This window comes from Micromonospora sp. NPDC005257 (assembly GCF_042872445.1).
Taxonomy (GTDB): domain Bacteria; phylum Actinomycetota; class Actinomycetes; order Mycobacteriales; family Micromonosporaceae; genus Micromonospora.
Window position 1 is genome coordinate 55753 of the sequence record NZ_JBIAKL010000011.1, and the last position, 24761, is coordinate 80513.

21 protein-coding genes are annotated in these 24761 nt (G+C 72.4%); 8 read left to right on the forward strand and 13 right to left on the reverse strand.

Annotated features, from left to right (window positions below):
* Positions 1 to 8: 8 nt before the first annotated feature.
* The gene (locus tag ACFYO8_RS22965) at positions 9 to 1637 is read right to left on the reverse strand and encodes an acyl-CoA dehydrogenase family protein (protein WP_354869584.1); all 1629 of its coding nucleotides are present in this window, start codon (positions 1635 to 1637) and stop codon (positions 9 to 11) included.
* Between the two features lie 178 nt (positions 1638 to 1815).
* On the opposite strand from ACFYO8_RS22965, the gene ACFYO8_RS22970 reads away from it, so the two are divergent.
* The 6 genes from ACFYO8_RS22970 to ACFYO8_RS22995 are packed head-to-tail and all read left to right on the forward strand — an operon-like array spanning position 1816 to position 8982.
* A complete protein-coding gene (locus tag ACFYO8_RS22970; RefSeq protein WP_354869582.1) occupies positions 1816 to 3354 on the forward strand; it encodes an ABC transporter substrate-binding protein in 1539 nt (512 codons plus the stop codon).
* Positions 3354 to 4298 (forward strand): ABC transporter permease, encoded by a 945-nt coding sequence (locus ACFYO8_RS22975; protein ID WP_357710902.1) that lies wholly within the window; start codon positions 3354 to 3356, stop codon positions 4296 to 4298. Before ACFYO8_RS22970 ends, ACFYO8_RS22975 begins: the two co-directional genes overlap by 1 nt.
* The gene (locus tag ACFYO8_RS22980) at positions 4295 to 5176 is read left to right on the forward strand and encodes an ABC transporter permease (protein WP_357710899.1); all 882 of its coding nucleotides are present in this window, start codon (positions 4295 to 4297) and stop codon (positions 5174 to 5176) included. The genes ACFYO8_RS22975 and ACFYO8_RS22980 overlap by 4 nt, the downstream gene beginning before the upstream one ends.
* Positions 5173 to 6150: an ABC transporter ATP-binding protein gene (locus tag ACFYO8_RS22985; protein ID WP_357710896.1), complete on the forward strand. Its 978-nt coding sequence runs from the start codon at positions 5173 to 5175 to the stop codon at positions 6148 to 6150. The genes ACFYO8_RS22980 and ACFYO8_RS22985 overlap by 4 nt, the downstream gene beginning before the upstream one ends.
* Positions 6147 to 7184 carry an ABC transporter ATP-binding protein gene (locus ACFYO8_RS22990; RefSeq protein ID WP_357710893.1) on the forward strand — a complete coding sequence of 346 codons (1038 nt, stop codon included), beginning with the start codon at positions 6147 to 6149 and terminating at the stop codon, positions 7182 to 7184. The genes ACFYO8_RS22985 and ACFYO8_RS22990 overlap by 4 nt, the downstream gene beginning before the upstream one ends.
* Positions 7185 to 7194: 10 nt before the next feature.
* Positions 7195 to 8982 (forward strand): gamma-glutamyltransferase family protein, encoded by a 1788-nt coding sequence (locus tag ACFYO8_RS22995; RefSeq protein WP_357710890.1) that lies wholly within the window; start codon positions 7195 to 7197, stop codon positions 8980 to 8982.
* A gap of 32 nt (positions 8983 to 9014) precedes the next feature.
* Here the strand turns inward: ACFYO8_RS22995 and sthA are convergent, their stop codons facing one another.
* Both sthA and ACFYO8_RS23005 read right to left on the reverse strand, forming a co-directional pair.
* Positions 9015 to 10418 carry a Si-specific NAD(P)(+) transhydrogenase gene (gene sthA, locus ACFYO8_RS23000; protein ID WP_354869565.1) on the reverse strand — a complete coding sequence of 468 codons (1404 nt, stop codon included), beginning with the start codon at positions 10416 to 10418 and terminating at the stop codon, positions 9015 to 9017.
* An 80-nt stretch (positions 10419 to 10498) separates the two neighbouring features.
* On the reverse strand, positions 10499 to 11854 hold the full coding sequence (locus ACFYO8_RS23005; protein ID WP_354869563.1) for a glycosyl hydrolase family 18 protein: 1356 nt from the start codon (positions 11852 to 11854) through the stop codon (positions 10499 to 10501).
* Between the two features lie 142 nt (positions 11855 to 11996).
* Here ACFYO8_RS23005 and ACFYO8_RS23010 point away from each other — a divergent pair, with 142 nt between their 5' ends.
* The gene (locus ACFYO8_RS23010) at positions 11997 to 13241 is read left to right on the forward strand and encodes an ROK family transcriptional regulator (RefSeq protein WP_354869560.1); all 1245 of its coding nucleotides are present in this window, start codon (positions 11997 to 11999) and stop codon (positions 13239 to 13241) included.
* 27 nt (positions 13242 to 13268) lie between these two features.
* Here ACFYO8_RS23010 and ACFYO8_RS23015 read toward each other — a convergent pair whose 3' ends face one another.
* The 10 genes from ACFYO8_RS23015 to ACFYO8_RS23060 form a co-directional block, all read right to left on the reverse strand.
* Positions 13269 to 14681 (reverse strand): GH1 family beta-glucosidase, encoded by a 1413-nt coding sequence (locus tag ACFYO8_RS23015; protein ID WP_354869557.1) that lies wholly within the window; start codon positions 14679 to 14681, stop codon positions 13269 to 13271.
* 39 nt (positions 14682 to 14720) lie between these two features.
* Positions 14721 to 15728, reverse strand: coding sequence for an ABC transporter ATP-binding protein (locus ACFYO8_RS23020; RefSeq protein ID WP_354869555.1), 1008 nt, complete (start codon positions 15726 to 15728; stop codon positions 14721 to 14723).
* Positions 15725 to 16771, reverse strand: coding sequence for an ABC transporter permease (locus ACFYO8_RS23025; protein ID WP_354869553.1), 1047 nt, complete (start codon positions 16769 to 16771; stop codon positions 15725 to 15727). The genes ACFYO8_RS23020 and ACFYO8_RS23025 overlap by 4 nt, the downstream gene beginning before the upstream one ends.
* A 3-nt stretch (positions 16772 to 16774) precedes the next feature.
* Positions 16775 to 17752, reverse strand: a complete 978-nt coding sequence (locus ACFYO8_RS23030) for an ABC transporter permease (RefSeq protein ID WP_354869551.1) — start codon at positions 17750 to 17752, stop codon at positions 16775 to 16777.
* Positions 17749 to 18855 carry an ABC transporter ATP-binding protein gene (locus ACFYO8_RS23035; RefSeq protein WP_354869549.1) on the reverse strand — a complete coding sequence of 369 codons (1107 nt, stop codon included), beginning with the start codon at positions 18853 to 18855 and terminating at the stop codon, positions 17749 to 17751. The genes ACFYO8_RS23030 and ACFYO8_RS23035 overlap by 4 nt, the downstream gene beginning before the upstream one ends.
* 87 nt (positions 18856 to 18942) lie before the next feature.
* Entirely contained in the window at positions 18943 to 20619 is a 1677-nt protein-coding gene (locus ACFYO8_RS23040; RefSeq protein WP_354869547.1) for an ABC transporter substrate-binding protein, read from the reverse strand.
* A 118-nt stretch (positions 20620 to 20737) separates the two neighbouring features.
* The gene (locus tag ACFYO8_RS23045; protein ID WP_357710871.1) at positions 20738 to 21745 is read right to left on the reverse strand and encodes a LacI family DNA-binding transcriptional regulator; all 1008 of its coding nucleotides are present in this window, start codon (positions 21743 to 21745) and stop codon (positions 20738 to 20740) included.
* Positions 21746 to 21963: 218 nt separating this feature from the next.
* Positions 21964 to 22686, reverse strand: coding sequence for an FkbM family methyltransferase (locus tag ACFYO8_RS23050; RefSeq protein ID WP_357710935.1), 723 nt, complete (start codon positions 22684 to 22686; stop codon positions 21964 to 21966).
* 287 nt (positions 22687 to 22973) lie between these two features.
* On the reverse strand, positions 22974 to 23354 hold the full coding sequence (locus tag ACFYO8_RS23055) for a YccF domain-containing protein (RefSeq protein ID WP_354869542.1): 381 nt from the start codon (positions 23352 to 23354) through the stop codon (positions 22974 to 22976).
* 107 nt (positions 23355 to 23461) lie between these two features.
* Entirely contained in the window at positions 23462 to 24460 is a 999-nt protein-coding gene (locus ACFYO8_RS23060) for a hypothetical protein (RefSeq protein WP_357710868.1), read from the reverse strand.
* A 118-nt stretch (positions 24461 to 24578) separates the two neighbouring features.
* On the opposite strand from ACFYO8_RS23060, the gene ACFYO8_RS23065 reads away from it, so the two are divergent.
* Complete coding sequence (locus ACFYO8_RS23065) at positions 24579 to 24758, forward strand: hypothetical protein (protein WP_354869538.1); 180 nt, start codon at positions 24579 to 24581, stop codon at positions 24756 to 24758.
* Positions 24759 to 24761 lie beyond the last annotated feature (3 nt).

Consider the following 24761-nt stretch of genomic DNA (forward strand, 5'->3'; position numbering starts at 1 on the left):
ACCGCACCCTAGCCGATCTTGGGCGTGGCGCGGTCGATGATCGCGGCCAGGTCCAGCCCGCCCGGCAGCGTCCCGTACGCCTGCCCGTGGTCGCCGCCGAGCCGCGACGCGCAGAACGCGTCGGCGACCGCCGGGTGGCCGTGGCGTACCAGCAGCGCGCCCTGGAGCACCAGCGCCAGCCGCTCCACCACCCGGCGGGCGCGCAGTTCCAGGTCGCTGTGGTCGGCCAGTTCGTCGCGGACCCGGCGGACCGCGGCGTCCAGCCGGGCGTCCGCGCCGGCCGCGGCGGCCACCTCCGCCTCGTACGCGGCGAGCACCTGCGGTTCCCGGGTCAGCGCGCGCAGCACGTCCAGTGCGGCGACGTTGCCTGAGCCCTCCCAGATCGAGTTCAGCGGCGACTCGCGGAACAGCCGCGGCATGCCGGACTCCTCCACGTAGCCGTTGCCGCCCAGGCACTCCAGCGCCTCCGCGGCGTGCCCCGGCCAGCGCTTGCACACCCAGTACTTGCCGACGGCGAGCGCGAGCCGTTTGAACGCGGTCTCGCCGTCGTCGCCGCGCGCCGACCGGTCGGTCGCGCCGGCCAGCCGGACCATGAGGACGGTGGCCGCCTCGGACTCCACCGCCAGGTCGGCCAGCACGTTGCGCATCAGCGGCTGGTCGGCCAGGTAGCTGCCGAACGCGCGCCGGTGGGTGGCGTGGTGCACGGCGGTGGTCACGCCCTGGCGCATTCCGGCCGCCGCGCCGATCACGCAGTCGAGCCGGGTCAGGTTGACCATGTCGATGATGGTGCGGACGCCCCGGCCCTCGTCGCCGACGCGCCACGCCACCGCGTGCTCGTACTCGACCTCGGCGGAGGCGTTGGAGCGGTTGCCGAGCTTGTCCTTGAGCCGCATCAGCCGCATCGGGTTGCGGGCGCCGTCGGGCAGCACCCGGGGGACCAGGAAGCAGGTGAGGCCGCCGGGCGCCTGGGCGAGGGTGAGGAACAGGTCGCACATGGGCGCCGAGGTGAACCACTTGTGCCCGACCAGCCGGTAGCTGCCGTCCGGCTCCGGCCGGGCCGTGGTGGTGTTGGCGCGGACGTCCGAGCCGCCCTGCTTCTCGGTCATCGACATGCCGGCGAGCAGCCCGCGCTTGGTCTGCGGCGGGCGCAGCCCGAAGTCGTACTCGCGGGTGGTGAGCAGCGGCTCGTAGCGGGCGGCCAGGTCCGGGGCGTGCCGCAGCGCGGGCACCGCCGCGTAGGTCATCGAGATCGGGCAGCCGTGCCCGGCGTCGGGCCGCCACAGGTAGAAGCCGGCCGCGCGGGCCACGTGCGCGCCCGGCCGGTCGTCGGCCCACGGCGCGGCGTGCAGGCCGTGACCGACGGCGGTACGCATCAGCTCGTGCCAGGACGGGTGGAACTCCACCTCGTCGATCCGCCGGCCGAACCGGTCGTGGGTGCGCAGCACCGGGGGGTGCTCGTTGGCGAGCCGCCCGTGCTCGGCGGCCTCCTCGCCACCGGCGAGCCGGCCCAGCTCGTGCAGCCCGGGCAGCGCCCAGCCGGCGCCCTCGCGGGTCACGCCGTCACGCAGCGCCGGGTCGTCGGCGGTGTCGTGGCCGACCATCGGGGGGACCTGGTTGACGACCTCGTGTGTGGTCACGGCGGCAACTCCCAGCGCGGACGGCGGATCAGGTCGGGCCCGGATTGAACCACCGTTCACTTCGCACCGGCAAGCACCCGGGGACACGTCAATTTGGCTGGATTCGTTTGACATCATCCGGCTCGGAGATAAGACTCGCCGGAACTTTCCTTTGTCCGGGAAGCGGCTAGGGGGGCCTGTGTCCAGGAACAAGATCGTCGCGTTCGCCGCCGCACTCACGCTGACAGTCGGCGTCCTGTCCGGATGCACCGGCGGCGAGGCCGTCGACGTCGGCGGTGGGGGGAACTCCGAGGGCGCCGGCGGTGTCCTCAACGCCGCGATCGGCGGCGAGCCGGACCAGCTCGACCCGCACAAGACCTCGGCGTACTACAGCTTCCAGGTGCTGGAGAACGTCTACGACACGCTCGTCGAGCCGGACGCCGACCTGAAGATGGTGCCGGCGCTGGCGACGAAGTGGACCACCAGCGCGGACCAGCTCACCTGGACGTTCACGCTGCGCGAGGGCGTGAAGTTCTCCGACGGCTCGCCGCTGACCTCAGCCGACGTCGTCTACTCCTATGAGCGGATCATCAAGGAGAAGCTGAACAACGCGTACAAGTTCGCCACCGTCAAGTCGGTCACCGGGCCCGAGCCGGCCACAGTGGTGGTGACGCTGTCCGCGCCCACGCCGAACCTGCTGGCGAACCTCGGCGGGTTCAAGGGTGTGGCGATCGTGCAGAAGGCCAACGTGGAGTCCGGCGCGGTGAAGACCGCACCGGTCGGCAGCGGCCCGTTCAAGGTTGCCGGCTACACCTCGGGTGACAGCGTCAAGCTGGTCCGCAACGACGCCTACTGGGGCGAGAAGCCGAAGCTGGACGGCGTCACGTTCACCTTCGTCAAGGACCCGACGGTCGCGTTGCAGAACCTGCGCAGCGGCCAGGTCCAGTGGACCGACAACCTGCCGCCGCAGCAGGTCGGCTCGCTCAAGGACGACGGTGACATCACTGTGAAGTCGGCGCCGTCGACCGACTACTGGTACGTGGCGCTCAACGAGGCCCGCAAGCCGTTCGACAACCCCGAGGTGCGGCGCGCGGTCGGCTACGCGCTGGACCGCGAGGCGATCACCAAGGCGGCGAAGTTCGGGCTGGCCACCGTCAACCAGACCGCCATTCCGAAGGCGAGCGCGTTCCACTTCGACTACGCGCCCTACAGCCACGACCCGGGCAAGGCGAAGCAGATGCTCGGCCAGGCCGGCGTGAGCAACCTGACCATGGATCTGATGGTCACCAGCGAGTACCCGGAGACGGTCACCGCCGCCCAGGTCATCGCCGCGCAGCTCAAGGACGTCGGCATCACCGTGAAGATCCGTACGCTGGACTTCGCCCAGTGGCTCGACGAGCAGGCGAAGGGCAACTTCGACGGGTTCATGCTCGGCTGGCTCGGCAACATCGACCCGGACGAGTTCTACTACGCCCAGCACCACAGCGGCGGCACGTTCAACTTCCACAAGTACGCGAACCCGGCCGTGGACAAGCTGCTCGACGACGCCCGTACCCAGACCGACCAGGGCGCCCGCAAGCAGGCGTACGAGCAGGCGGCGAAGCAGATCGTCGACGACGCCAGCTACCTCTACCTCTACAACCCGGACGTGGTGCAGGGCTGGTCGAAGAAGGTCTCCGGCTACGACGTGCGCACCGATCGGGCGATCCGGTTCCGGTCGGTCGCCCTGGCCAAGTGATGGCCCGCTTCGTCCTGCGGCGGGTTCTCCAGTCGGCGATCGTGCTGGTCGGCGTGACCCTCGTGGTGTTCCTGCTGCTGCAGCTGGTGCCGGGCGACCCGGTCCGGGTGGCGCTCGGCACCCGGTTCGACCCGCAGACGTACGAGGCGCTGCGGGAGCGCGCCGGCCTCGACCAGCCCCTGCCGGTGCAGTACGCCAGCTACCTCGGGCACGCGCTCACCGGTGACCTGGGGGTCAGCTTCCGCACCGGCCAGCCGGTGAGCCAGATCGTGCTGGAACGGCTGCCCGCCACGCTGTCGCTGGCCGTCACCGCCGTGGTGTTCGCGTTGCTCGTCGCGTTCCCGCTGGGCATCCTCGCGGCGGTACGCAGCGGCTCCGCCATCGACCACGCCGCCCGCGTGTTCAGCCAGTTCGGCGTCTCCGTGCCGGACTTCTGGATGGGCATCATGGGCATCCTGCTGTTCGCCGGGGTGCTGGGCTGGCTGCCGCCGTCGGGCTACGTGGCACTGACCGACGATCCCGGCCGGTGGGCCACCCACGTGGCGCTGCCCGCGGTCACCGTCGGCCTGGTCACCGCCTCGATCCTGACCCGGTTCATCCGCTCCTCGGTGCTGGAGGTGCTCTCCGCCGACTACGTGCGGACCGCCGAGGCGAAAGGGCTGCGCAACCGGGTGGTGATTCTGCGGCACGTGCTGCGCAACGCGCTGATCCCGGTGGTCACCGTGGTGGCGGTGCAGTTGGCGAGCCTGCTCGGCGGCGTCATCGTGATCGAGGTGCTGTTCGCCTGGCCGGGCATCGGCCGGCTCACCTTCGACGCGGTGCAGGCCCGCGACTATCCGGTCCTGCAGGGCGCGGTGTTGCTGGTCGCCGCCCTGTTCCTGCTGGTCAACCTGCTGGTGGACATCCTGTATGCCCGCCTCGACCCGAGGATCACGGTCAAGTGAGCGCGACGACCGAGAGCACCGGACGCCGGGTCCTCGACGCGCTGCGCCGTGATCCGCTCGCCGTCGGCGGCACGATCGTGCTCGTGCTGCTGGTGGTGGTCGGGGTCGCCGGTCCGTGGCTGGCGCCGGCCGGTGTCAACGACGTCGACGTGGACCAGATGCTGCGCCCACCCAGCGGCGCGCACCTGTTCGGCACCGACGAGCTGGGCCGCGACGTGCTCAGCCGGGTGCTGGTCGCCGCCCGCGTGTCGCTTCAGGTCGGTGCCGTCAGCGTCGGCATCTCGCTGGTCGCGGGCGTGACGCTCGGGCTGTTCGCCGGCTACTACCGGGGCTGGCTGGACAGCCTGCTCATGCGCTGCATGGACGTGCTGTTCGCGTTCCCCGTGCTGCTGCTGGCGGTGGCCATCGTGGCGGTGCTCGGGCCCGGCCTGCTCACCGCCATGGTCGCCATCGGCGTGGTCTACACGCCCATCTTCGCCCGGATCACCCGCGCCGGTGTGCTCTCCGTACGCGAGCAGGTGTTCGTCCGGGCCGCCGTGTCCATCGGCGCGTCCGACCTGCGCATCATGCGCCGGCACGTGCTGCCGAACATCGCCGCGCCGCTGATCGTGCAGACGTCGCTGTCGCTGGCGTTCGCGATCCTCTCCGAGGCCGCGTTGTCCTTCCTCGGCCTGGGCATCCAGCCGCCCGCGCCGGCCTGGGGCCGGATGCTGTTCGACGGGCGCGGCTTCGTCACCGACGCGTGGTGGCTGGGCGTGTTCCCGGGCGCGGCGATCTTCCTCACCGTGCTGGCGTTCAACCTGGTCGGCGACGCGCTGCGGGACGTGCTCGACCCGCGCCAGCTCACCCTCGGCGAGGCCCGCAGGAGCACCACATGACCGGTTCGACAGTGCTGTCCGTGGACGACCTCACCGTGACCATCGGCACCCGCCGCGGCCCGGCCCGCGCGGTGGCCGGGGTGTCCTGGCAGGTGCGGCAGGGGGAGACGTTCGCCCTGGTCGGCGAGTCCGGCAGCGGCAAGAGCATGACCCTGCTGGCCGCCACCGGCCTCGCGCCGCGCGCCGCGACAGTCACCGGCCGGGTCCGGCTGCTCGACACCGAGCTGACCGCGCTGCCGGACGACCGCCGGCGCAAGGTACGCGGCCGGCACGTCGGGTTCGTCTTCCAGGATCCGATGACCTCGCTCAACCCGGTGCTGCCGGTGGGCCGGCAGGTCACCGAGGCGGCCGAGGAGCACCTCGGGCTGACCCGCCGCGCCGCCCGCGACCGGGCGGTCGAGCTGCTGGAGCTGGTCGGCATCCCGTCGGCGGCGCAGCGCGTCGACGCGTACCCGCACCAGTTCTCCGGCGGCATGCGCCAGCGCGTCGCCATCGCCATGGCACTCGCCTGCGAGCCGGACCTGCTGATCGCCGACGAGCCGACCACAGCGCTCGACGTCACCACGCAGGCGCAGATCATCGAACTGGTCGCCGAACTCCAGGCCCGGCTCGGCACCGCAGTCGTCTGGGTCACCCACGACCTGGGCGTGGTCGCCGGCATCGCCGACACCGTCGCGGTCATGTACGGGGGACGGATCGTCGAGCAGGGGCCTGTCGACGCGGTGTTCGACACGCCCACGCACCCGTACACCCGGGCGCTGCTGGCGGCCCGGCCGGACCCGTCGCGGCGCGGCGAGGACCTCGTCGCCATTCCCGGCTCGCCGCCGAGCCCGCTGGACCTGCCGCCCGGCTGCGCGTTCTGGCCGCGCTGCCCGGTCCGCGCCGACCCCCGCTGCGAGCACGAGCTGCCCCCGCTGACGGCGGTCGGCGACGGGCACACGGTCCGCACCTTCTACAGTGGAGAAGCCGGATGAGCGCCGACATCCCGGACGTGGTGGCCGAGCTGGACGACCTGAAGGTGCACTTCCCGACCCCCGCCGGAACGGTCCGCGCGGTGGACGGCGTCAGCCTCGCCGTACACCGGGGCGAGACGCTCGGCCTGGTCGGCGAGTCGGGCAGCGGCAAGTCCACAGCCGGTCTGGCGCTGCTGCGGCTGGTCGACCCGACCGCCGGGCGGGTCCGGGTCGCCGGCGACGACGTGACCCGCTGGTCCCGCCGCCGCCTGCGCGCGACGCGCCGCCACGTGGCGATGGTCTTCCAGGACCCGCAGGCATCGCTTGACCCGCGCCGCACGGTCGGCGACAGCATCGCCGAGCCGCTGATCGTGCACCGGCTCGCCACCTCCGCCGCCGCCCGCAAGGCCCGGATCGCGGAGCTGCTGGACCTGGTCGGCCTGCGCGCCGACACCGCCGGCCGGTACCCGCACGAGCTGTCCGGCGGCCAGCGCCAGCGGGTCGGCGTGGCTCGCGCGCTGGCCGGGGAGCCGGACCTGATCGTCCTGGACGAGCCGATCGCCTCGCTGGACCTCAGCGTCCAGGCGCAGATCATGAACCTGCTCCGCCACCTGCAACGCGACCTCGGGCTGACCTACCTGTTCATCGCGCACGACCTGGCCGCCGTCGAGCACATGAGCGACCGGATCGCGGTGATGTACCTGGGCCGCATCGTCGAGACCGGCCCACCCGAGCGGATCTACCGGCGCCCGGCGCACCCCTACACGGCAGCGCTGCTCTCCGCGGTGCCGGTGGCCGACCCTCGGGTGGAGCGGGAGCGCCGCCGGATCGTGCTCACCGGCGACATCCCCAGCCCGGTGGACCCGCCGAGCGGCTGCCGCTTCCGTACCCGCTGTCCCCAGGCCCGCCCCGCGTGCGCCGAGACCGATCCGGCGCTCGCCGAGGTGGGCCCGGGTCACCACGCGGCGTGCCTGTTCCCGCTCGACGGCGAGCGCGGCGGCGGCCTGGAGGAGGACGGCGCGACGACGCGCGCCGACGCCGTCGGCGCGCCGTAGGCTCGCGCCCATGGCGTTCACCACCCGGCCGACGCTGAGCGGCACGTTCGGCATGGCCTCCTCCACGCACTGGCTGGCCAGCCAGTCGGCGATGGGCGTGCTGGAACGCGGCGGCAACGCCTTCGACGCCGCGGTGGCCGCCGGGTTCGTGCTGCACGTCGTGGAGCCGCACCTCAACGGCCCGGCCGGCGAGGTGCCGGCGATCCTCGCCACCGCGACCGACCCCACCCCGCGGGTGCTCTGCGGCCAGGGCCCGGCCCCGGCCGCCGCCACGGTCGCGCACTTCCGCTCGCTCGGCCTGGACCTCGTGCCCGGCGCCGGCCCGCTCGCCGCAGTGGTGCCCGGCGCCGTCGACGCCTGGCTGTTGCTGCTGCGCGACCACGGCACCCGCACGCTCGCCGAGGTGCTGGAACCGGCGATCGGCTACGCCGCCGCCGGTCATCCGCTCGTCGGCGCCGCCGGGCAGACAGTGGCGCGGGTCCGGTCGCTGTTCACCGAGCACTGGCCGACCTCCGCACGCCTCTGGCTGCGCGACGGCCGCCCACCCGCGCCGGGGGAGATGGTCACCAACCCGGCGTACGCGGACACGCTGCGCCGCCTCGTCGACGCGGGACGGGCCGCCGGTACGGACCGGGAGGCGCAGATCGAGGCGGCCCGGCGCGCCTGGCGGGAGGGTTTCGTCGCCGAGGCGATCGACGCGTTCAGCCGGCTGCCGTTCCGCGACTCCAGCGGGCGGGCGCACGCCGGGCTGGTCACCGGCGACGACCTGGCCCGCTGGTCGGCCACCTGGGAGGCGCCGGTCACGCTGGACTGGCACGGGCACACGGTGGCCAAGACCGGCTTCTGGGGCCAGGGGCCGGTGCTGCTGCAGACCCTGGCCGTCCTGGACGCGCTCGACGATCCGGCGGTCTACGACCCGTCCGGCCTGGACGGCATCCACGCGCAGGCCGAGGCGCTGAAGCTCGCCTTCGCCGACCGGGAGGCGTGGTACGGCGACACCGGCGTGCCGGGCCGTGAACTGCTGTCGGCCGGCTACGCCCGTTCGCGGGCCGCGCTGGTCGGCGACCGTGCCGACACGTCGCTGCGTCCCGGCAGCCCGGCGGGTGAGCCGCCCCGGCTGCCGTCGCACCTGCGCGCCGACGCGCACCGCCGGACGGTCCCGCAAGATCCGAGCACCGGCGAACCGACGGTACGGGCCGACGGCGTGACCCGCGGTGACACCTGCCACGTCGACGTGGTGGACCGGTGGGGCAACATCATCTCCGCCACGCCCAGCGGCGGCTGGTTGCAGAGCTCACCAGTGATTCCGGAGCTGGGCTTCCCGCTCGGCAGCCGGTTGCAGATGTGCTGGCTGGAGGACGGGCTCGCCTCGACGCTGCGGCCGGGCCGTCGTCCGCGTACCACGCTCAGCCCGACGCTGGTGCTGCGCGACGGCGAGCCGGTGATGGCGTGCGGCACGCCCGGCGGCGACCAGCAGGACCAGTGGCAGCTGCTGTTCCTGCTGCGGCATCTGGCCGGCGGGCAGGAGTTGCAGGAGGCGATCGACGCCCCGACGTGGCACACGACGAGCCTGCCCGCGTCGTTCTATCCGCGCGAGGTCGAGCCGGGCGTGCTGGTGCTGGAGGACCGGATCGACCCGGACGTGCTGGCGGGCCTGCGCGCCCGGGGCCACACCGTACGCCTGTCCGACCCGTGGAGCCTGGGCCGCATGTGCGCCGTGACCCGTGACCCGCGCACCGGAGTCCTGTCGGCGGCGGCCAACCCCCGAGGCGCCCAGGGCTACGCCACCGGCCGCTGACGGCCCGTCCCCCTTCCGACGGGGGTGGCGGGTCAGGTGTCGATTCGGGTTATGTTGCGGATCTTGTTGGCGGCGTCCAGGGCCGCCACCTTGTACGCCTCCGCGAGGGTGGGGTAGTTGAAGACGGCGTCGATCAGGTAGTCGACCGTGCCGCCGCAGCCCATCACGGCCTGCCCGATGTGGACGATCTCGGTGGCGCCGGTGCCGAAGACGTGCACCCCGAGCAGCCGGCCGTCCTCGGGCGAGACGATCAGCTTCAGCATCCCGTACGAGTCGCCGACGATCTGCCCCCGGGCCAGCTCCCGGTAGCGGGCGATGCCCACCTCGAACGGTACGGACGCCTCGGTCAACTCCTCCTCGGTCTTTCCGACGAAGCTGATCTCCGGAATGGTGTAGATGCCGATCGGTTGCAGGTCCGACATGCCGCGCGCCGGTTCCCCGCAGGCGTGCTGGGCGGCCAGCCGGCCCTGCTCCATCGAGGTGGACGCCAGCGCGGGGAAGCCGATCACGTCGCCGACGGCGTAGATGGTGTCGACGGTGGTGCGGTAGTTGTCGTCGACGGTGATCCGGCCCCGGTGGTCGGCGGTGAGCCCGGCCGCCTCCAGCGCGAGGTCGTCGGTCTGCCCCTGCCGGCCGGCGGAGTACATCACCGTGTCCGCGACGATCTTCTTGCCGCTGCGCAGGACGCAGAGCGCGGCGCTGCGGTGTTTCTCCACGGAGGCCACCTCCTCGCCGAATCGGAAGGTCACCGACAGGTCCCGCAGGTGGTACTTCAGGGACTCGACGATCTCCTCGTCGCAGAAGTCGAGCATCCGGGGGCGACGCTCGACCACAGTGACCTTCGTGCCGAGCGCGGCGAACAGGGACGCGTACTCCATGCCGATCACCCCGGCGCCGACCACCACCATGCTGCCCGGGACGGCCTGGAGGTTGATGACGCCGTCGGAGTCGACGATCGTGCGGTCGTCGAAGTCGACGCTGTCCGGTCGGGCCGGGCGGGTGCCGGCGGCGATGACGGCCTTGTCGAAGCTGACCCGGGTCTCCCGGCCGGAACCGGCGTCCACCCAGACGGAGTGGGCGTCGGCGAACCGGCCGGTGCCGGTGATCAGCGAGATCTTGTTGCGGGCCAGTTGGTTGCGGATGACGTCGGTCTGCCGGGTGATCACGTGCTGGGTGCGGGCCGCCAGGTCGGCGACGGTGATCTCCTCCTTGACCCGGTAGCTGCTGCCGTAGAGGTCGCGCTGGCTCAGCCCGGTCAGGTAGAGGACCGCCTCACGCAGTGTCTTGGACGGCACGGTGCCGGTGTTTATGCACACGCCGCCGAGCATGTCGCGGCGGTCCACGATCGCGACGCGGCGGCCCAGCTTGGCCGCGGCGATCGCCGCCTTCTGTCCACTCGGTCCGGAGCCCAGCACCAGCAGGTCGTAGTCATACACGAGCGCCAGCCTGGCAGGGTCTCGCAACCCGCGCCAGCGGTGGGACTCCGCGCCGGGGTCGAACGCGGAGCCCCGCCGGCTCAACGGCCCTGCAGGGAACGGACGTTGTCGCCGAACGTCCAGCCCTTCGACCCGTCCCAGTTGACCGACCAGGTCATCAGGCCCTTCAGGCGGCCCTGGTAGGTGTTCCACGCCTGGGCCACCAGCGCCGGGCTCAGGTAGCCGCCGCCGGCGCCGGCCTGCGCGGGCAGCCCGGGGACCTGCCGGTCCAGCGGTACGCGGATGGTGGTGCCCTGGACGACCAGGCCGGCGTCGAGGCAGTTGGTCTGCGCGACGAAACCATCCACCGTGCCGGCCGGGTACGAGTCGCCGGCGCAGCCGTACATCGCGCCGTTGTAGTACTGCATGTTCAGCCACCACAGTCGCCCGTTGTCGGCGTACTTCTTCACGATCGGCAGGTATGCGCCCCAGATCGAGCCGTAGGTGACGCTGCCGCCGGTGACGTACGCGGTCTCCGGCGCCATGGTGAGCCCGAAGCCGGCCGGCATCTGGGCCAGCACCCCGTCGATGATCCGGATCAGGTTGGCCTGCGAGGGGGAGAGCTGGTTGATGTTCCCGCTGCCGGTCAGGCCGGTCTCGATGTCGATGTCGATGCCGTCGAAGTTGTGCCGCTTGAGGATCGGCACGACGGTGGCGACGAACCGGTCGGCGACCACGCTGGAGCTGAGGTCGATGCCGGCGGTGGCGCCGCCGATGGACAGCAGCACGGTCAGCCCGGCGGCCTTGGCCTGGCACACCTGCGCCGGGGTGGGCACCCTGACGCCGGCGTCCATGCCGTCCTCCCAGAGCACCGTGCCGTCGGCGCGGATGACCGGGAACGCGGTGGTCACCACGTTGTAGCCGTGCCCGGTGATGCGGGAGTCGGTGATCGGGATCCACCCGAGGCCGGGGTGCACGCCGTTCGCGGCGCCGTCCCAGTTCTCCCAGTAGCCCTGGAGCACCTTCCCGGACGGCCGGGACCGCAGCGCGCAGGTGTCGCCACCGGGCGTCGTCGGGCTCGGCGAGGCGGTCGGCGTCCGCGTGGGGGAGACGGTCGGGGAGGGCGTGGGCGACGGCGGCCGGGTGGTGGGGCTCGGCGACGGCGTGCCGCCGGTGCAGGCGCCGAGGTCGGTCCAGAGCGCCGGTACGGCGGCCGGGTTCCAGCCCGCGCCGGCCGGCGGGGTGTGCGTGACGAGCGCCTGGTAGAGCCGGCCGGCATAGGTGGCCCGGCTGCCGGCGGTCCAGGTGACGCCCTCGGCCCAGGCCGGCGCGTCACACGCGACGAGCGCGCCGACGGCCCCGGCCGGTGTGGCGGCGGTGGCGGGCAGGGCGGCGGCGGTGGCGCCGAGCAGCGCGACGCCACCGAGCAGAGCGGTCATCCCACGTCCGAGTCGCATGACATACCTCCTCATCGATGCGCCGGAGGCTATCAGTTAACTTTGTTAAATGTAAATGCGGCGTACCCTGTCACCACCCCGGTCAGGGCGTGAAGCAGGAACGGGAGCCGCCCGCGGGCGGCCGGGAAGGACGGCGGCGGACGTGGACGCCAGACGCACCACGGTGCGCGACATGCGCCGGGCCAACCGCTCGGTCCTGCTGACCCGGATCTGGCTCGACGGCCCGCTCAGCCGGCACGAGCTGGGGCAGTCCACAGCGCTCAGCCTGGCGAGCGTCAGCAACCTGGTCGGCGAGATGATCAACGAGGGCCTGGTCGAGGAGGCCGGCTCGGTCGAGTCCGACGGCGGGCGTCCCCGCGTGCTGCTGCGCGTCGCGCCCGGCTACGGCTACCTGGTCGGCGCCGACGTCGGCGAGACCCGCGTCCAGGTGGAGCTGTTCGACCTGAGCATGACCGCGCTCGCCAAGGCGGAGTACCCGATCGCCGCGGCCGATCCCGAGCCCGAGCGGGTCGCCGCGCACCTGCGGCACGGCCTCGCCGCGGTGACCGAGCAGGCCGGCGTCGACCCGGCCGCCGTGCTCGGCTTCGGCGTCGCCGTCGCCGGCACCGTCGAGCGCGCCGCCGACGCCGTGGTGCACGCCCAGACGCTCGGCTGGGACGGCGTCCCGCTCGGCGCGATGCTGCGCGCCGGCACCGACGTGCCGGTGCACGTGGACAACGGCGCGAAGACGCTCGGCCAGGCCGAGATGTGGTTCGGCGCCGGCCGCGGCGTCCGGCACGCGGTGGTCGCCCTGGTCGGCTCCGGCGTCGGCGCGAGCGTGGTCGCCGACGGCGTCGGCTACCGCGGCGCGCACAGCGGCGCGGGGGAGTGGGGCCACACCACCATCGTGTACGGGGGCCGCCGCTGCCGCTGCGGCAACCTGGGCTGCCTGGAGGCGTACGTCGGGGCGGAGGCGGTGCTGGACCGGTTCCGCCAGGCCAACCGGGGCCGCCCGGCACCGGGCGTGGACGAGGAGACCGCCTTCGGTGAGCTGCTGCGTTCCACCGGACGCACCGCCGCGAAGGTGATCGACGAGACGGTCGGCTATCTGGGCGCCGGGGTGGCGAACCTGGTGAACCTGTTCAACCCGCAGCGGGTGGTGCTCGGCGGCTGGGCCGGGCTGGCCCTGGGCGAGCGGCACCTACCGGCGATCCGCGCGGCCACCGCGCGGCACGCGCTGCGCCAGCCGTACGCGCAGACCTCGATCGAGCTGTGCCGGCTCGGACCGGACGCGGTCGCGATGGGCGCGGCCACCCTGCCGATGACCCGGCTGCTGCGCGACGGCGGCGTGGCCCGCGACCCGGCCGCCCGCCCGTCCCCGGCGTGGGGGCCGGGCCGCCGTCACTGACCGGCCCGGCCCTCACGCCGCGCGGCGTCAGCGCTGCCCGCGTACCCGCCGGACGGTGTCGCGGTACCACAGCGCGCTGCGCTTGGGGGTGCGGCGCTGCGTGTCGTAGTCCACCCGGACGATGCCGAACCGCTTGTCGTAGCCGTACGCCCACTCGAAGTTGTCCAGCAGCGACCAGGCGAAGTAGCCGCGCACGTCGGCGCCGGCCGCCCGGGCCCGGGCCACCGCGCGCAGGTGCTCGGTGAGGTAGCCGACCCGGTCGTCGTCGGCGACGAACCCGTCGGCGTCCGGCTCGTCGTCGAACGCGGCGCCGTTCTCCGTGATCACCATGGGCACGCCCGGGTAGTCGCGGTGCAGCCGCACCAGCAGGTCGGTGAAGGACGCCGGCACGATCTCCCAGTCCATCGCGGTACGCGGCAGGTCGCGGCGGACCACTCGGCGTACCGGCCTGCCGTCGCCGTCGCGGTCGCGGCCCTGCTCGTCCACGCCGGAGTGCAGCTGCCCGAAGTAGTAGTTGACCCCCAGCACGTCGATCGGGGTGGCGATGACGTCCAGGTCGCCGTCCTGGACCGGGATCTCCACCCCCTCCGCGGCCAGGTCCGCGACCACGTCCTGCGGGTACTCGCCGCGCAGGACCGGGTCGAGGTAGAGCCGGTTGTCCAGCCCGTCGGCGGCCCGCGCGGCGTCCCGGTCGGCCGCGCTGCCGGTGGCCGGGTCGGCGGTGGCCAGGTTCAGCGTCAGGCCCAGCTCGATCGGGGACCGGGCCGCCTCGCGCAGCCGCCGCGTCGCCAGGCCGTGCCCGAGCAGCAGGTGGTGCGCGGCGGCGATGCCGTCGCCCAGGTTCCGCCGGCCCGGGGCGTGGTCGCCGTAGGCGTACCCGAGCATCGCCGAGCACCACGGCTCGTTGAGCGTGGTCCAGGTGCGTACCCGGTCGCCGAGCGCGGCGAAGACCAGCTCGGCGTAGTCGGCGAACCGGTACGCGGTGTCCCGGTTCGGCCAGCCGCCCGCGTCCTCAAGCTCCTGCGGCAGGTCCCAGTGGTACAGCGTCACCCACGGCTCGACGTCGCGGCCGAGCAGCTCGTCCACCAGCCGGTCGTAGAAGGCCAGCCCGGCCACGTTCGCCGGGCCGCGCCCGCCCGGCTGCACCCGCGGCCAGGCCACCGAGAACCGGTACGTGTCCAGCCCCAGGTCGGCGATGAGCGCGACGTCCTGCGGCATCCGGTGGTAGTGGTCGCAGGCCACGTCGCCGTGGTCGCCGTTTGCCACCGCGCCCGGCACGCGGCAGAACGTGTCCCAGATGGACGGCGTGCGGCCCTCCTCGGCCACCGCGCCCTCGATCTGGTACGACGACGTCGCCACCCCCCAGCGGAAGGTCGGCGGCAGCGTGTCGATCGGGTCCGTACCGGCGACTGACGACGGGCGGGTGAGGTCGGTGTCCATGGTTCTCCTCGCGGGTGACGGGTGGTGGTGTCGGGCGGGTCAGCGGGACACGGGCGCGACGGCCGGGTACAGCCGGCACGCGACGGCCCGCGCCGGGTCGTCGACGCGCGGCGCGCCGAGCACCGGCACCTGCTCGTCGCACCCGTCGAACGCCTTCGGGCAGCGGGGGTGGAACGCGCAGCCGGACGGCATGGCGCGCAGGTCCGGCGGGGAGCCGGGAATGCCGGTCAGCTCTCGGCGCGGCCCGTGCAGCGCCGGGAACGAGTGCAGCAACCCCTCGGTGTACGGGTGCAGCGGCTCCCGGTACAGCCGGGCGGCGGGCGCCTCCTCGACGATCCGGCCGCCGTACATGATCGCGATGCGGTCGGAGAACTCGACAAGCAGCGACAGGTCGTGCGTGATGAACAGGACCGCGAAGCCGAGGCGGTCGCGCAGCTCGGCGAGCTGGCCGAGGATCTGCCGCTGCATCACCACGTCCAGCGCTGTGGTCGGCTCGTCCATGATGACCACCTGCGGCTCCAGCGCCAGCGCCATCGCGATCATGACGCGTTGCCGCATGCCGCCGGAGAGCTGGTGCGGGTAGCTGTCCAGCCGGTCGGCGGAGATGCCGACCAGGCGCAGCAGCTCCTTCGCCCGCGCGAGCCGGCCCGCCGCCGTGCTGCTGGGTTCGTGCGCCCGGATCACGTCGAGCAGCTGGGTGGAGACCTGGTGCACCGGGTTCAGCGAGTTCATCGCGCCCTGGAACACGATCGACGCCTGCGCCCAGCGGAACGCGCGCAGCTTCGCCGGGCTGAGCGTGAGCACGTCGACCGGCGGACCGTCGGCCGGGTGGTAGATCACCTGCCCGCCGCTGACCACGCCGGGCGGGGGCAGCAGCCGGGTCAGCCCGTACGCGAGGGTGGACTTGCCGCTGCCGCTCTCCCCGGCCAGGCCGAGCACCTCGCCGCGGTGCAGCGTCAGGTCGACGTCGCGGACCGCGCGGACCGCGTCCGCGCCGACGCCGTAGTCGACGCACAGCCGGCGGATCTCCAGCACCTGGTCGCTCATGAGGTCGTGTCCTCTCGGATGGGGTCCGCCGGCCGCTGCATCGGGACCGGGGCCGGGTTCGGCGCGAGGACCGGGGTGAACCCGACGCGCATTCGGACGGCACGCCCGTCGGCGGTACGGATCCGGGTCCGGCCGCCGGTACGCAGCCGAGGGCTGACGAACTCGTCGATGCCGAAGTTGATCAGCGCCAGCGCGGTGCCGAGCAGCGCGATGGCCAGCCCGGCCGGGACGAACCACCACCAGGCGCCCTGCGCCAGGGCCTGCTGTCCCTGCGCCCAGAACAGGATCGTGCCCCAGTTCCACGACGTCAGCGACGAGACGCCGATGAACGCCAGGGTGATCTCCGACATCACCGCGAAGATGACGGTGCCGACGAAGCCGGAGGCGATGATCGCGGTCAGGTTGGGCAGGATCTCGAAGCCGATGATCCGCCAGGTCCGTTCGCCGGTGGCCCGGGCGGCCTCCACGTAGTCGCGGCGGCGTAACGACAGCGTCTGGGCGCGCAGCACCCGTGCGCCCCAGGCCCACGACGTGAGGCCGATGATGAGCGCCACGAGCGTGTCGCTGGCCTGGTCGACGAGGGACGTGACGATGATGATCAGCGGCAGCGCCGGGATCACCAGGAACACGTTCGACACCGCCGACAGGCCCTCGTCGGCCGCGCCGCCCAGGTAGCCGGCGGTCACGCCGATCAGGATGGACAGGATCGTGGCGAGCACGCCGGCGGTCAGGCCCACCACCATCACGCTGCGCGCGCCGACCAGGATCTGGCTGAAGATGTCCTGCCCGAGGTGGGTGGTGCCGAACCAGTGCCGGGCCGAGGGGGCCTGGAGCACGTCGGCGCTGCGCGCGTCCGGGTCGTACGGTGCGATCCACGGTCCGATCACCGCCAGGAGCACGTACACCCCGAGGACGGCCAGGCCGGTGGCGGCCTTGCCGTTGGCGACGAACCGGAACCGGCGGCGGCGGGCCCGGGCCGACGGCTGCGCCATCGCCCCCTGGCCGGGGATGACCTGCTCGATGCTGGACGGGGAGAGTGTCATCGTTCAGCTCTTTCGGGTCCGCGGGTCGAGGAGCAGGTACGCCATGTCGGCGAGCAGGTTCGCCACCAGCACCGAGATCGTGATGATCAGGAAGATGCCCTGCATCAGCGGGTAGTCCTTCGCGCCGACGGCCTGGAAGAGCTGGAACCCCAGACCCGGGTACGAGAAGACGATCTCCACGAGGAGCGTGCCGCCGACGATGAAGCCGAGCGACAGCGCGAACCCGGAGACGTTCGGCAGCAGCGCGTTGCGCGCGGCGTAGCTGAGCGCCACCCGGCGCTCGGAGAGCCCCTTGGCGTGCGCCACGGTGATGTAGTCCTCGCTGGCGACCGTGACCATCATGTTGCGCATGCTGAGGATCCAGCCGCTCATCGACGACACCAGGATCGTCGCTGCCGGCAGGATGCTGTGCTGGATGGCACTGGGCACGAAGTACGCGTCGAACGCCGGCACCAGGCCCGGCTCGTAGCCGCCGGAGGACGGGAAGAAGCTGCCCGGCCCGGCGAACAGCGCGATGGCGACCAGGCCCAGCCAGAAGTACGGGATCGAGGAGAGGAACGTGGTGGCCGGCAGCAGCCCGTCGATCCAGGAACCGCGCCGCCAGCCCGCGCCGACGCCGAGCGCGGTGCCGAGCAGGAAGCTCACGATGGTGGTGACGCCGACCAGGCCGACCGTCCACGGCAGGCTGTTCCCGATCACCTCCGACACCGGGGCGGGGAAGAACGTGAACGACAGTCCCAGGTCGCCGCGCAGGAGCTGCCCCCAGTAGGCGACGTACTGCTCCCACAGCGAGCGGTCGGAGTCCAGCCCGAACAGCACCCGCAGCGACGCGACCGCGTCGGCGCTGATCCGGCCCTGGTTGCGGGAGATCAGCGACTGCACCGGGTCGCCCGGCACCATCCGCGGGATGAAGAAGTTGAGCGTGATCGCCGCCCAGGCGGTGAAGAGGTAGAAGGCCACCCGTTGCAGCAGGAACCTCATCGGGCCGCCTCCGTCCCGGCGTTCTCCGCCTTCTCCGCCTTCTCCGCAGTGACGGTCTCGGCGTCGTACAGCCAGCACGCCGCCCAGTGCCCGGGCGCGTCGTCGACCGGGATCGGCGGCGGCAGGTCGGTGGCGCAGCGTGGCATGGCCGCCGGGCAGCGCGGGTGGAACCGGCACCCGGCCGGCGGGCGGATCAGGCTGGGCGGCTCGCCGTGACCCCGCTCGCCCGCCGCCGCGCCGTCGCCGCCCGCGCCGGTGATCCGCTCCGGGTCCGGCGCCGACTCGATCAACAGCCGGGTGTACGGGTGGGCCGGGCGCTGGGTGACCGTCTCGCTGTCGCCCCCCTCGACCATCCGCCCGGCGTACATGACGATCGTCTCGTCGGCGAAGTAGCGGGCCGAGGCGATGTCGTGGGTGATGTAGAGGATCGCCAGGTCGAGCCGGTCCTTCAGGTCCTGGAGCAGGTTGAGCACGCCGAGGCGGATGGACACGTCGAGCATGGACACCGGCTCGTCGGCGAGCAGCACCTCGGGGTCGGCGCCGAGCGCCCGCGCGATGGCGACCCGCTGGCGCTGCCCGCCGGACAGCTCGTGCGGGAACGCGTCGAGGTAGCGCTCCGGCGGGGTGAGCGCGACCCGGGTCAGCAGGTCGGCGAGCGCCTTCTCCAGCCCGTCCGGCCCGGTCCCGGCGTTGCCGTGGACGCGCAGCGACCGGGTCAGGTGGTAGCGGACCGTGTGCACCGGGTTCAGCGAGGCGAACGGGTCCTGCAGGATCAGCTGCACCCGGCGCACGTACGCCCGGAACCGTCGCCCGCCGCGTACCCGGGTCGACTCGCCGTGCAGCCGGATGTCGCCGCCGGTGCGCGGATAGAGCTGGGCCAGCAGCCGGGCGACTGTGGACTTGCCGGAGCCGGACTCGCCGACGAGCGCTGTCACGCGGCCCCGGCGCAACGCGATCGATACGTCGTCGACGGCGTGCACCACCGCCGGGGTGCGGGAGAGGAGGTCACGCAGCCGCCGGCGGACGGGGAAGTGCTTGGTCAGGCCGACGGCCTCCAGCACCACCTCGTCGGCCGGCGCCGGTGCGCTCTCGGTCAACGTCATGCCGCATTCCTGTCTGGGTTGCCGAAGCGAGGGGCGGGGGCGCCGCCGGCCCGGCCGGGCGATGGTGGCCGGGCCGGCGGCACCGGGTCAGCCGGCGGCCGGCTTGAGGTGCAGCACCACGTCGACCGCGTTGGGCTGGGTGGGCTGGAGCGCGCCGTACGGGTTCGAGTCGTCCGGCCAGCCGGTCCAGTTCTTCGTGCTGTACGCGCCGCCGATGTTGTCCGCGCCGACCGGGATCATCGGCACCTGCTCGACGAAGATCTTCTGCAGGGTGGTCAGCGCGGTGGTGCGGGTGGCGTCGTCGGTGGCGTTGGCGTACGACACCAGCGCGTCGGTGGCCTCCTTGCTCTGGAACCGGCCGAAGTTGCCCGCCGGGGAGGCGGTGCCGACCGGCTTGAGCACGCGGCCGTCCATGATGGTCCGGTAGATGTCGTACGGCGTGGCGCCGCTCTCGGTCCACCGCACCGTGGCCTCGAAGTTGCCCTGCTCGACGTTGCGGAACCAGGCGTCCTGGTTGGCCTTGTCGACGGTGGCCGCGATGCCGATCTTCGCCAGGTTGCCCTTCACGATCTCCAGGCTGGTCTGGTAGTCCGACCAGCCGGCCGGGTCGGTGAGCCGGATCGTGACCGGCTTGCCGCTCTTGTCCTTGAGCGTGTTGCCGTCGAGCTTGTAGCCGGCGCCGGTGAGCAGCGCCTTGGCGCCGTCGACGTCGACCTTGTGCTCCTGGCCCTTGTACTCCGGCGCGATGAACGAGTCACCGGCCGGGCTCGGCAGGCCGGTCACGCTCTTGACCTCGGGGTGGAAGTAGCCGGCCTCGGCGGTGGTGAAGATGTCCGCCCGATCGATGGCCATGTTCATCGCCTTGCGCAGCGTCGGGTCGTCGAACGGCTTCTTCGTGGTGTTCACGTAGAGGCCGTGGATGCCCAGCACCGGCGGCGCCCACATCTTGTGGTTCTGCTGGTCCTTCGCCACGAACACGGTCTGGTAGTTCGGGATGAAGACGAAGCTCCACTCCGACTCGCCGTTCGCCAGCGCGGTGGTCTGTGCGCTGTTGTCCGTGTAGGACGTGTACCGCAGTTCCTTGACCTTCGGCGGGTCCTGCCAGTAGCCGCTGTCGCGCACGGAGAGCGTCGTGGTCGCCGGGGTGAACGACTTGAGCGTGTACGGGCCGCTGCCGACCGGCTGCTTCACCGGGTCGGTGGCCGGATCGGCGATCTTCTCCCACAGGTGCTTCGGCACGATCGGCACCCGCCACAGCACCTTCTGCTGGTTGACGAACTGCGGGCTGGACATCGAGATGGTGACCTCGTTGCCGCTGGCGACGGCGTCGGTGTACGGCACGCCCTGGTCGTTGAGCGCCGGGAACTTCTTCACCAGGTTGTAGGTGAACGCGACGTCCTCGGCGGTGACCTTCTGCCCGTCGGACCAGGTGGCGTTCTCCCGGATCGTCACCTTGACCGACTTGTAGTCCGACGACCACTCGGCCTTGGTGGCCAGCCACGGCTTGAACGGCTCGGCCGGCTTGACCGGGTTCCACATCATCAGCGGCTCGTAGATCTGCCACCGGTAACCCAGCGACGCGGCGGCCGAGGTGGTGAGGAACGGGTTGTTGTTCTCCGCCTGCGGGCCGTTGGGCATGCCGACGTTCAGCACTGTCGCGGCCTGGCCGCTCTTCTTGTTGGCGTTCGGGCTGTCGCCGCAGGCGGCGGCGCCGGTGACCATCGCGCCGGCCAGCGCCAGGGCGAGGAGTTGCCGTCTTCTCATGGAGGTCTCCCTCGGTAATCCCGCCTTTCTCGGGCGGGATGTGGTGGATGGAGGGGTGTGCGGTGGTGCCACCGGCGGGCGGGCCCGCCGGCATGGTCGCCGGGTACGGCGGGATGGGTCAGGTGACGTGGACGCCCGTCGAGTCGCGGGCGGTGAAGCCGGTGGGGATGACGGTCGGGGTGTCCGGCAGCGAGGTGCCGGCGAGGTGATCGATGAGCAGGCGCGCGGCGGCCGTACCCATCTCCCGCAGGGGTTGGCGCACGGAGCTCAGCGGCGGGTGGGTGTGCCCGGCCAGCGGCAGGTCGTCGAAGCCGACCACCGCCACGTCCTGCGGGACGCGCCGTCCGGCGTCGCGCAGCGCCTGCAACGCCCCGGCGGCCGCCAGGTCGTTGTGGGCGAAGACGGCGTCGAACGGTACGCCGTCGGCGAGCAGCCGCCGCACCGCCGCGCGCCCGCACTCGAAGGTGAAGTCGCCCTCCACCACCCGGTCCGGCTCGATCGGCACGCCCGCGTCGGCGTAGGCGCCGGCGAACCCGGCGAGCCGCTCCCGGGTGCAGCCGAACCGGCGCAGGCCGGTGACCACCAGCGGACGCCGCCGGCCGAGCGTCAGCAGGTGTGCGGCGGCGGCCCGGGCGCCCGCCTCGTTCGTGGTCCGCACCGACGGGAAGCCCGGCTGGTGGCCCCGGTCGTCGATGAGGATGACCGGCAGGCCGCGGCGGTGCAGCCCGGTGATGTAGTCCAGCGTGCCCTCGGGTTCGACCACCAGCAGGCCGTCGAACGACTTGGCCGAGACCTGGGAGGCGAACCGGCGCATCGACTCGTCGCCGTGGGTGCAGGTGAACAGCAGCATGCCGTAGCCGGCGGCCTCGACCACGTCGGCCGCGCCCTGCAGCACCTCGCCCATCCAGGGCCAGGTCAGCGCCGGCACCAGCATGCCGACCACCCGGGTACGCCCCCGGGCCAGACCGACGGCGCGGGCGCTCGGCACGTACCCGAGGTCGCTGATCACGGCGCGGACCCGGTCGGCGGTGCGCGTGTGCACCTCGCCCTTGCCGTTGAGCACCCGGGACACCGTCGTCTTGCTCACCCCGGCGCGGGTGGCGACGTCGGCGATGGTGATCGGCACGTGACGCTCCCGGGTCGCAGGGATGTGCGGGGTGTTTCGGAACCGGTTGCGGAAGCGGTTCCGGTGGCAGTCAACCCAAGTGGCGCAGGTCACGTCAATCACAGACGGGTAACGATGTATTGCTAATTTTGAGCTGTGAAAAAAGCGCCCGGGCAGCGGGCCTGTCGATCACGGTGATGAGCAGGGTCGATGCGTCGCCGGCCGTCCGAACTGGACGTTCAGGGGCGCGCGTACACGTCGCCGGAGTTGGCCTCGTCCGGCAGCGCGTCCAGGTGCGCCGCCACCTCGGCGGCCGGCCGCCAGCCCGGCAGCCCGAACGTCATCTCGTCGCCGAGCGCCACCGTGAAGCCGGTGAAGCCGAGCGCGGTGAGCCGGTCCAGGCAGCGTGCCGCGGTCGCCCGGGCGATGGTGGTGAACTCGAACGACAACGCCGGAACCGGCCGGCTCAGCCCGGCCAGCACGGCGTCCTCGAAGCCCTCCACGTCGATCTTGACGAACGCCGGCGCGCCGTACGCGGCCACGAGCGCGTCCAGCGTTGTTCCCGGCACCTCGATCTGCCGGTCCCAGGTCTCGCCCGCCCAGCCGGGCGCCCCGTCGGCGGCGCGCACGAACCCGGGGGAGGCGGTGGAGACGGTCGGGTTGGTCGAGTTCACGTGCAACCGCACCGCTCCGGCGGTACGCCCGCACGCCGCCTCGACCACTGTCACCGCGTCGTCGCCCGCGTGCATCTCGCGCAGCACCCGGGCGCACAGCGGCTGCGGCTCCACGGCCACCACTGTCGCGCCGAGGCGGCGGAAGCTGCCCAGCCGGTCACCCACGTGGGCGCCGACGTCGAAGACCAGGTCACCGGCGCGGACCAGCGGGGCGTAGAACGCGTCCAGGGCGGCGTCGCGCGCCGGGTCGCCGTGGTAGAAGTCCAGCGAGCGGCGCAGCCCGGTCATCGCCGGGTCCGCCCTGAGCGCCTCGATCACCCTGTCGCGCACCCCTCCGACGTTAGCCAGCGCACCGCTCCGGCGAGCCCTGTTCGCATTCCCGAGGCAATCACCCCATCCTCCTAGGACGCCTTGGGGAGGTGTCCCACTTCGCGCGGGAGGGGTGCCACGTGAGTGGAACGTCATGAGTGTCTCCGCCCGTGTTTGACACCTATGACGTTCCACTGACCGGGCCGTGGCACCGGCCGAGCATGCCCACCCGGCCCTCAGCCGGCGTCGCCGGGATCGGGAAGTGGTTACGGGGTTTCGACGACCTCCTGGCCGAGCGGCCACAGCGCGGCCGGGACCAGCTTGAAGTTGGCCACCCCGAACGGGATGCCGATGATCGTCACGCAGAGCGCGACGCCGGCGAGGATGTGCGACAGGGCCAGCCACCAGCCGGCCAGCACCACCCAGAGCACGTTGGCCAGACCGGAGGGGAGACCGGCGCCGGGCCTGGGCACGATCGTGCGGCCGAACGGCCACAGCGAGTACAGGGCGAGCCGTAGCGAGGCGACGCCGAACGGGATGGTGACAACCAGGAGGAAGCAGATCAGGGCGGCCACGCCGTAGCCCAGGGCCAGGACGAAACCCCCACCGAAGACGAGCCACAGCAGGTTCAGCAGAAAGCGGATCACCACTCCATGATCCCTCGCCGCCGCAAGGGCCCGGGAACAGTGATCGGCGAGCTGCTCCGGGCGTCCGGCATGACCAAGATCGAGGCGGACCGGACGGCCGGCGCGGGTCAGCCCACGTCGAGGGCCACCAGCCGCTCCCGCACCTCGGCCACGACGGGATGCTCCGGCACCAGGGCCGCCAGGGCGTCGGCGAACGCCCGGCCGGCGGCGAGGTGCCGGTAGTCGCGCAGCGTGTCGAGCGCCGCGAGCAGTTCCTGCCGGACCGGCCCGGGCCGGGACAACTGCTCGCGTACGCGCGGCGGCAACCGCGCGTACGCGAGCGCGCGGAACGCCGGGTCGGCCATCCCGGGCACCTCGAGAAGCAGATCCACCAGTTCGCCGTCGTTGCGGGGCGCGGGAACGATGTTCGCCCGCGGCCGGTCCTCCTGGGCGGCCAGGTGCAGCAGCGCCTGTCGGAGGACGACATAGGACCGGTGCTGCGGTGAGTCGGGCCGGACGATGCCGAAGTGGTCGCCGGGCAGCACACCGGCGTCCGGGAAGACGCTGCGGGCGGACGCCGCCGACACCACGCCGTCGCTCTCGCCCGCGAACGCCAGCACCCGCATCGACGGCTCGGGCACGTGCACGAGCCGGTGCAGCACGGCGCGTTGGGCGTCGAGCACCGCGGCGTTGAGCGGCCGTAGCTGTCGTTCCTGCGGGTTGGCGCGCAGCAACGCCCGGCGGGCCGGCAGGCCGAGGTCGGAACCCGCCGTCGGGCAGGCGTACATGAGCAGGAGGCGGATGCGGGCCAGGTCGGGGTCGTCGTCGGTGAGCATCCGGGCCAGGGCCCGCTGCGCGACCAGACCGCCCTGGCTGTGCGTGACCAACGCCAACCGGGGACGGTCGGCGAGATCGTGGCGCAGGAACGTGCGCAGGCTGTCGGCCACCTCGTCGAACGTCGGCACCTGCCGCAGCGGGTGCAGGGACAGCAACGATGTGGCGTAGCGGAAGGCGTGTGTCTCCACGTCGGCGAGCGCGGGATCGCGGCGGATCAGGTCGCGGCAGGCCGACCACACCTCGTCCGAGGAGAGGAAGCCGTGGACGAACACCACAGTGGTTGTGGCCACAGCGTCACGCTAGCACCGTGCCGCTCGCCGAGGACGGTCCGAAAGCCGTCGCGCCACGTTGTGGCGATTCGGCAAGCCGGGCGCTGTCGAGGGCCGCCAATATGGATAATGACTCCCCGTGAATCAACCGTACGCAATCGATGTCGACTCGGAGTTAGTCGATCTTGGAGCGGTCTCGTTGGATCGCCTTCCTGAGCTTGACCAGGAGATTCTCGGTCCGGTCATGGGCCGGCTGCTGCGCCGTGTCGACGATCCCGAGAGCATCACCAGTGGTTACAATCCGCAACGACTCGACTGATTT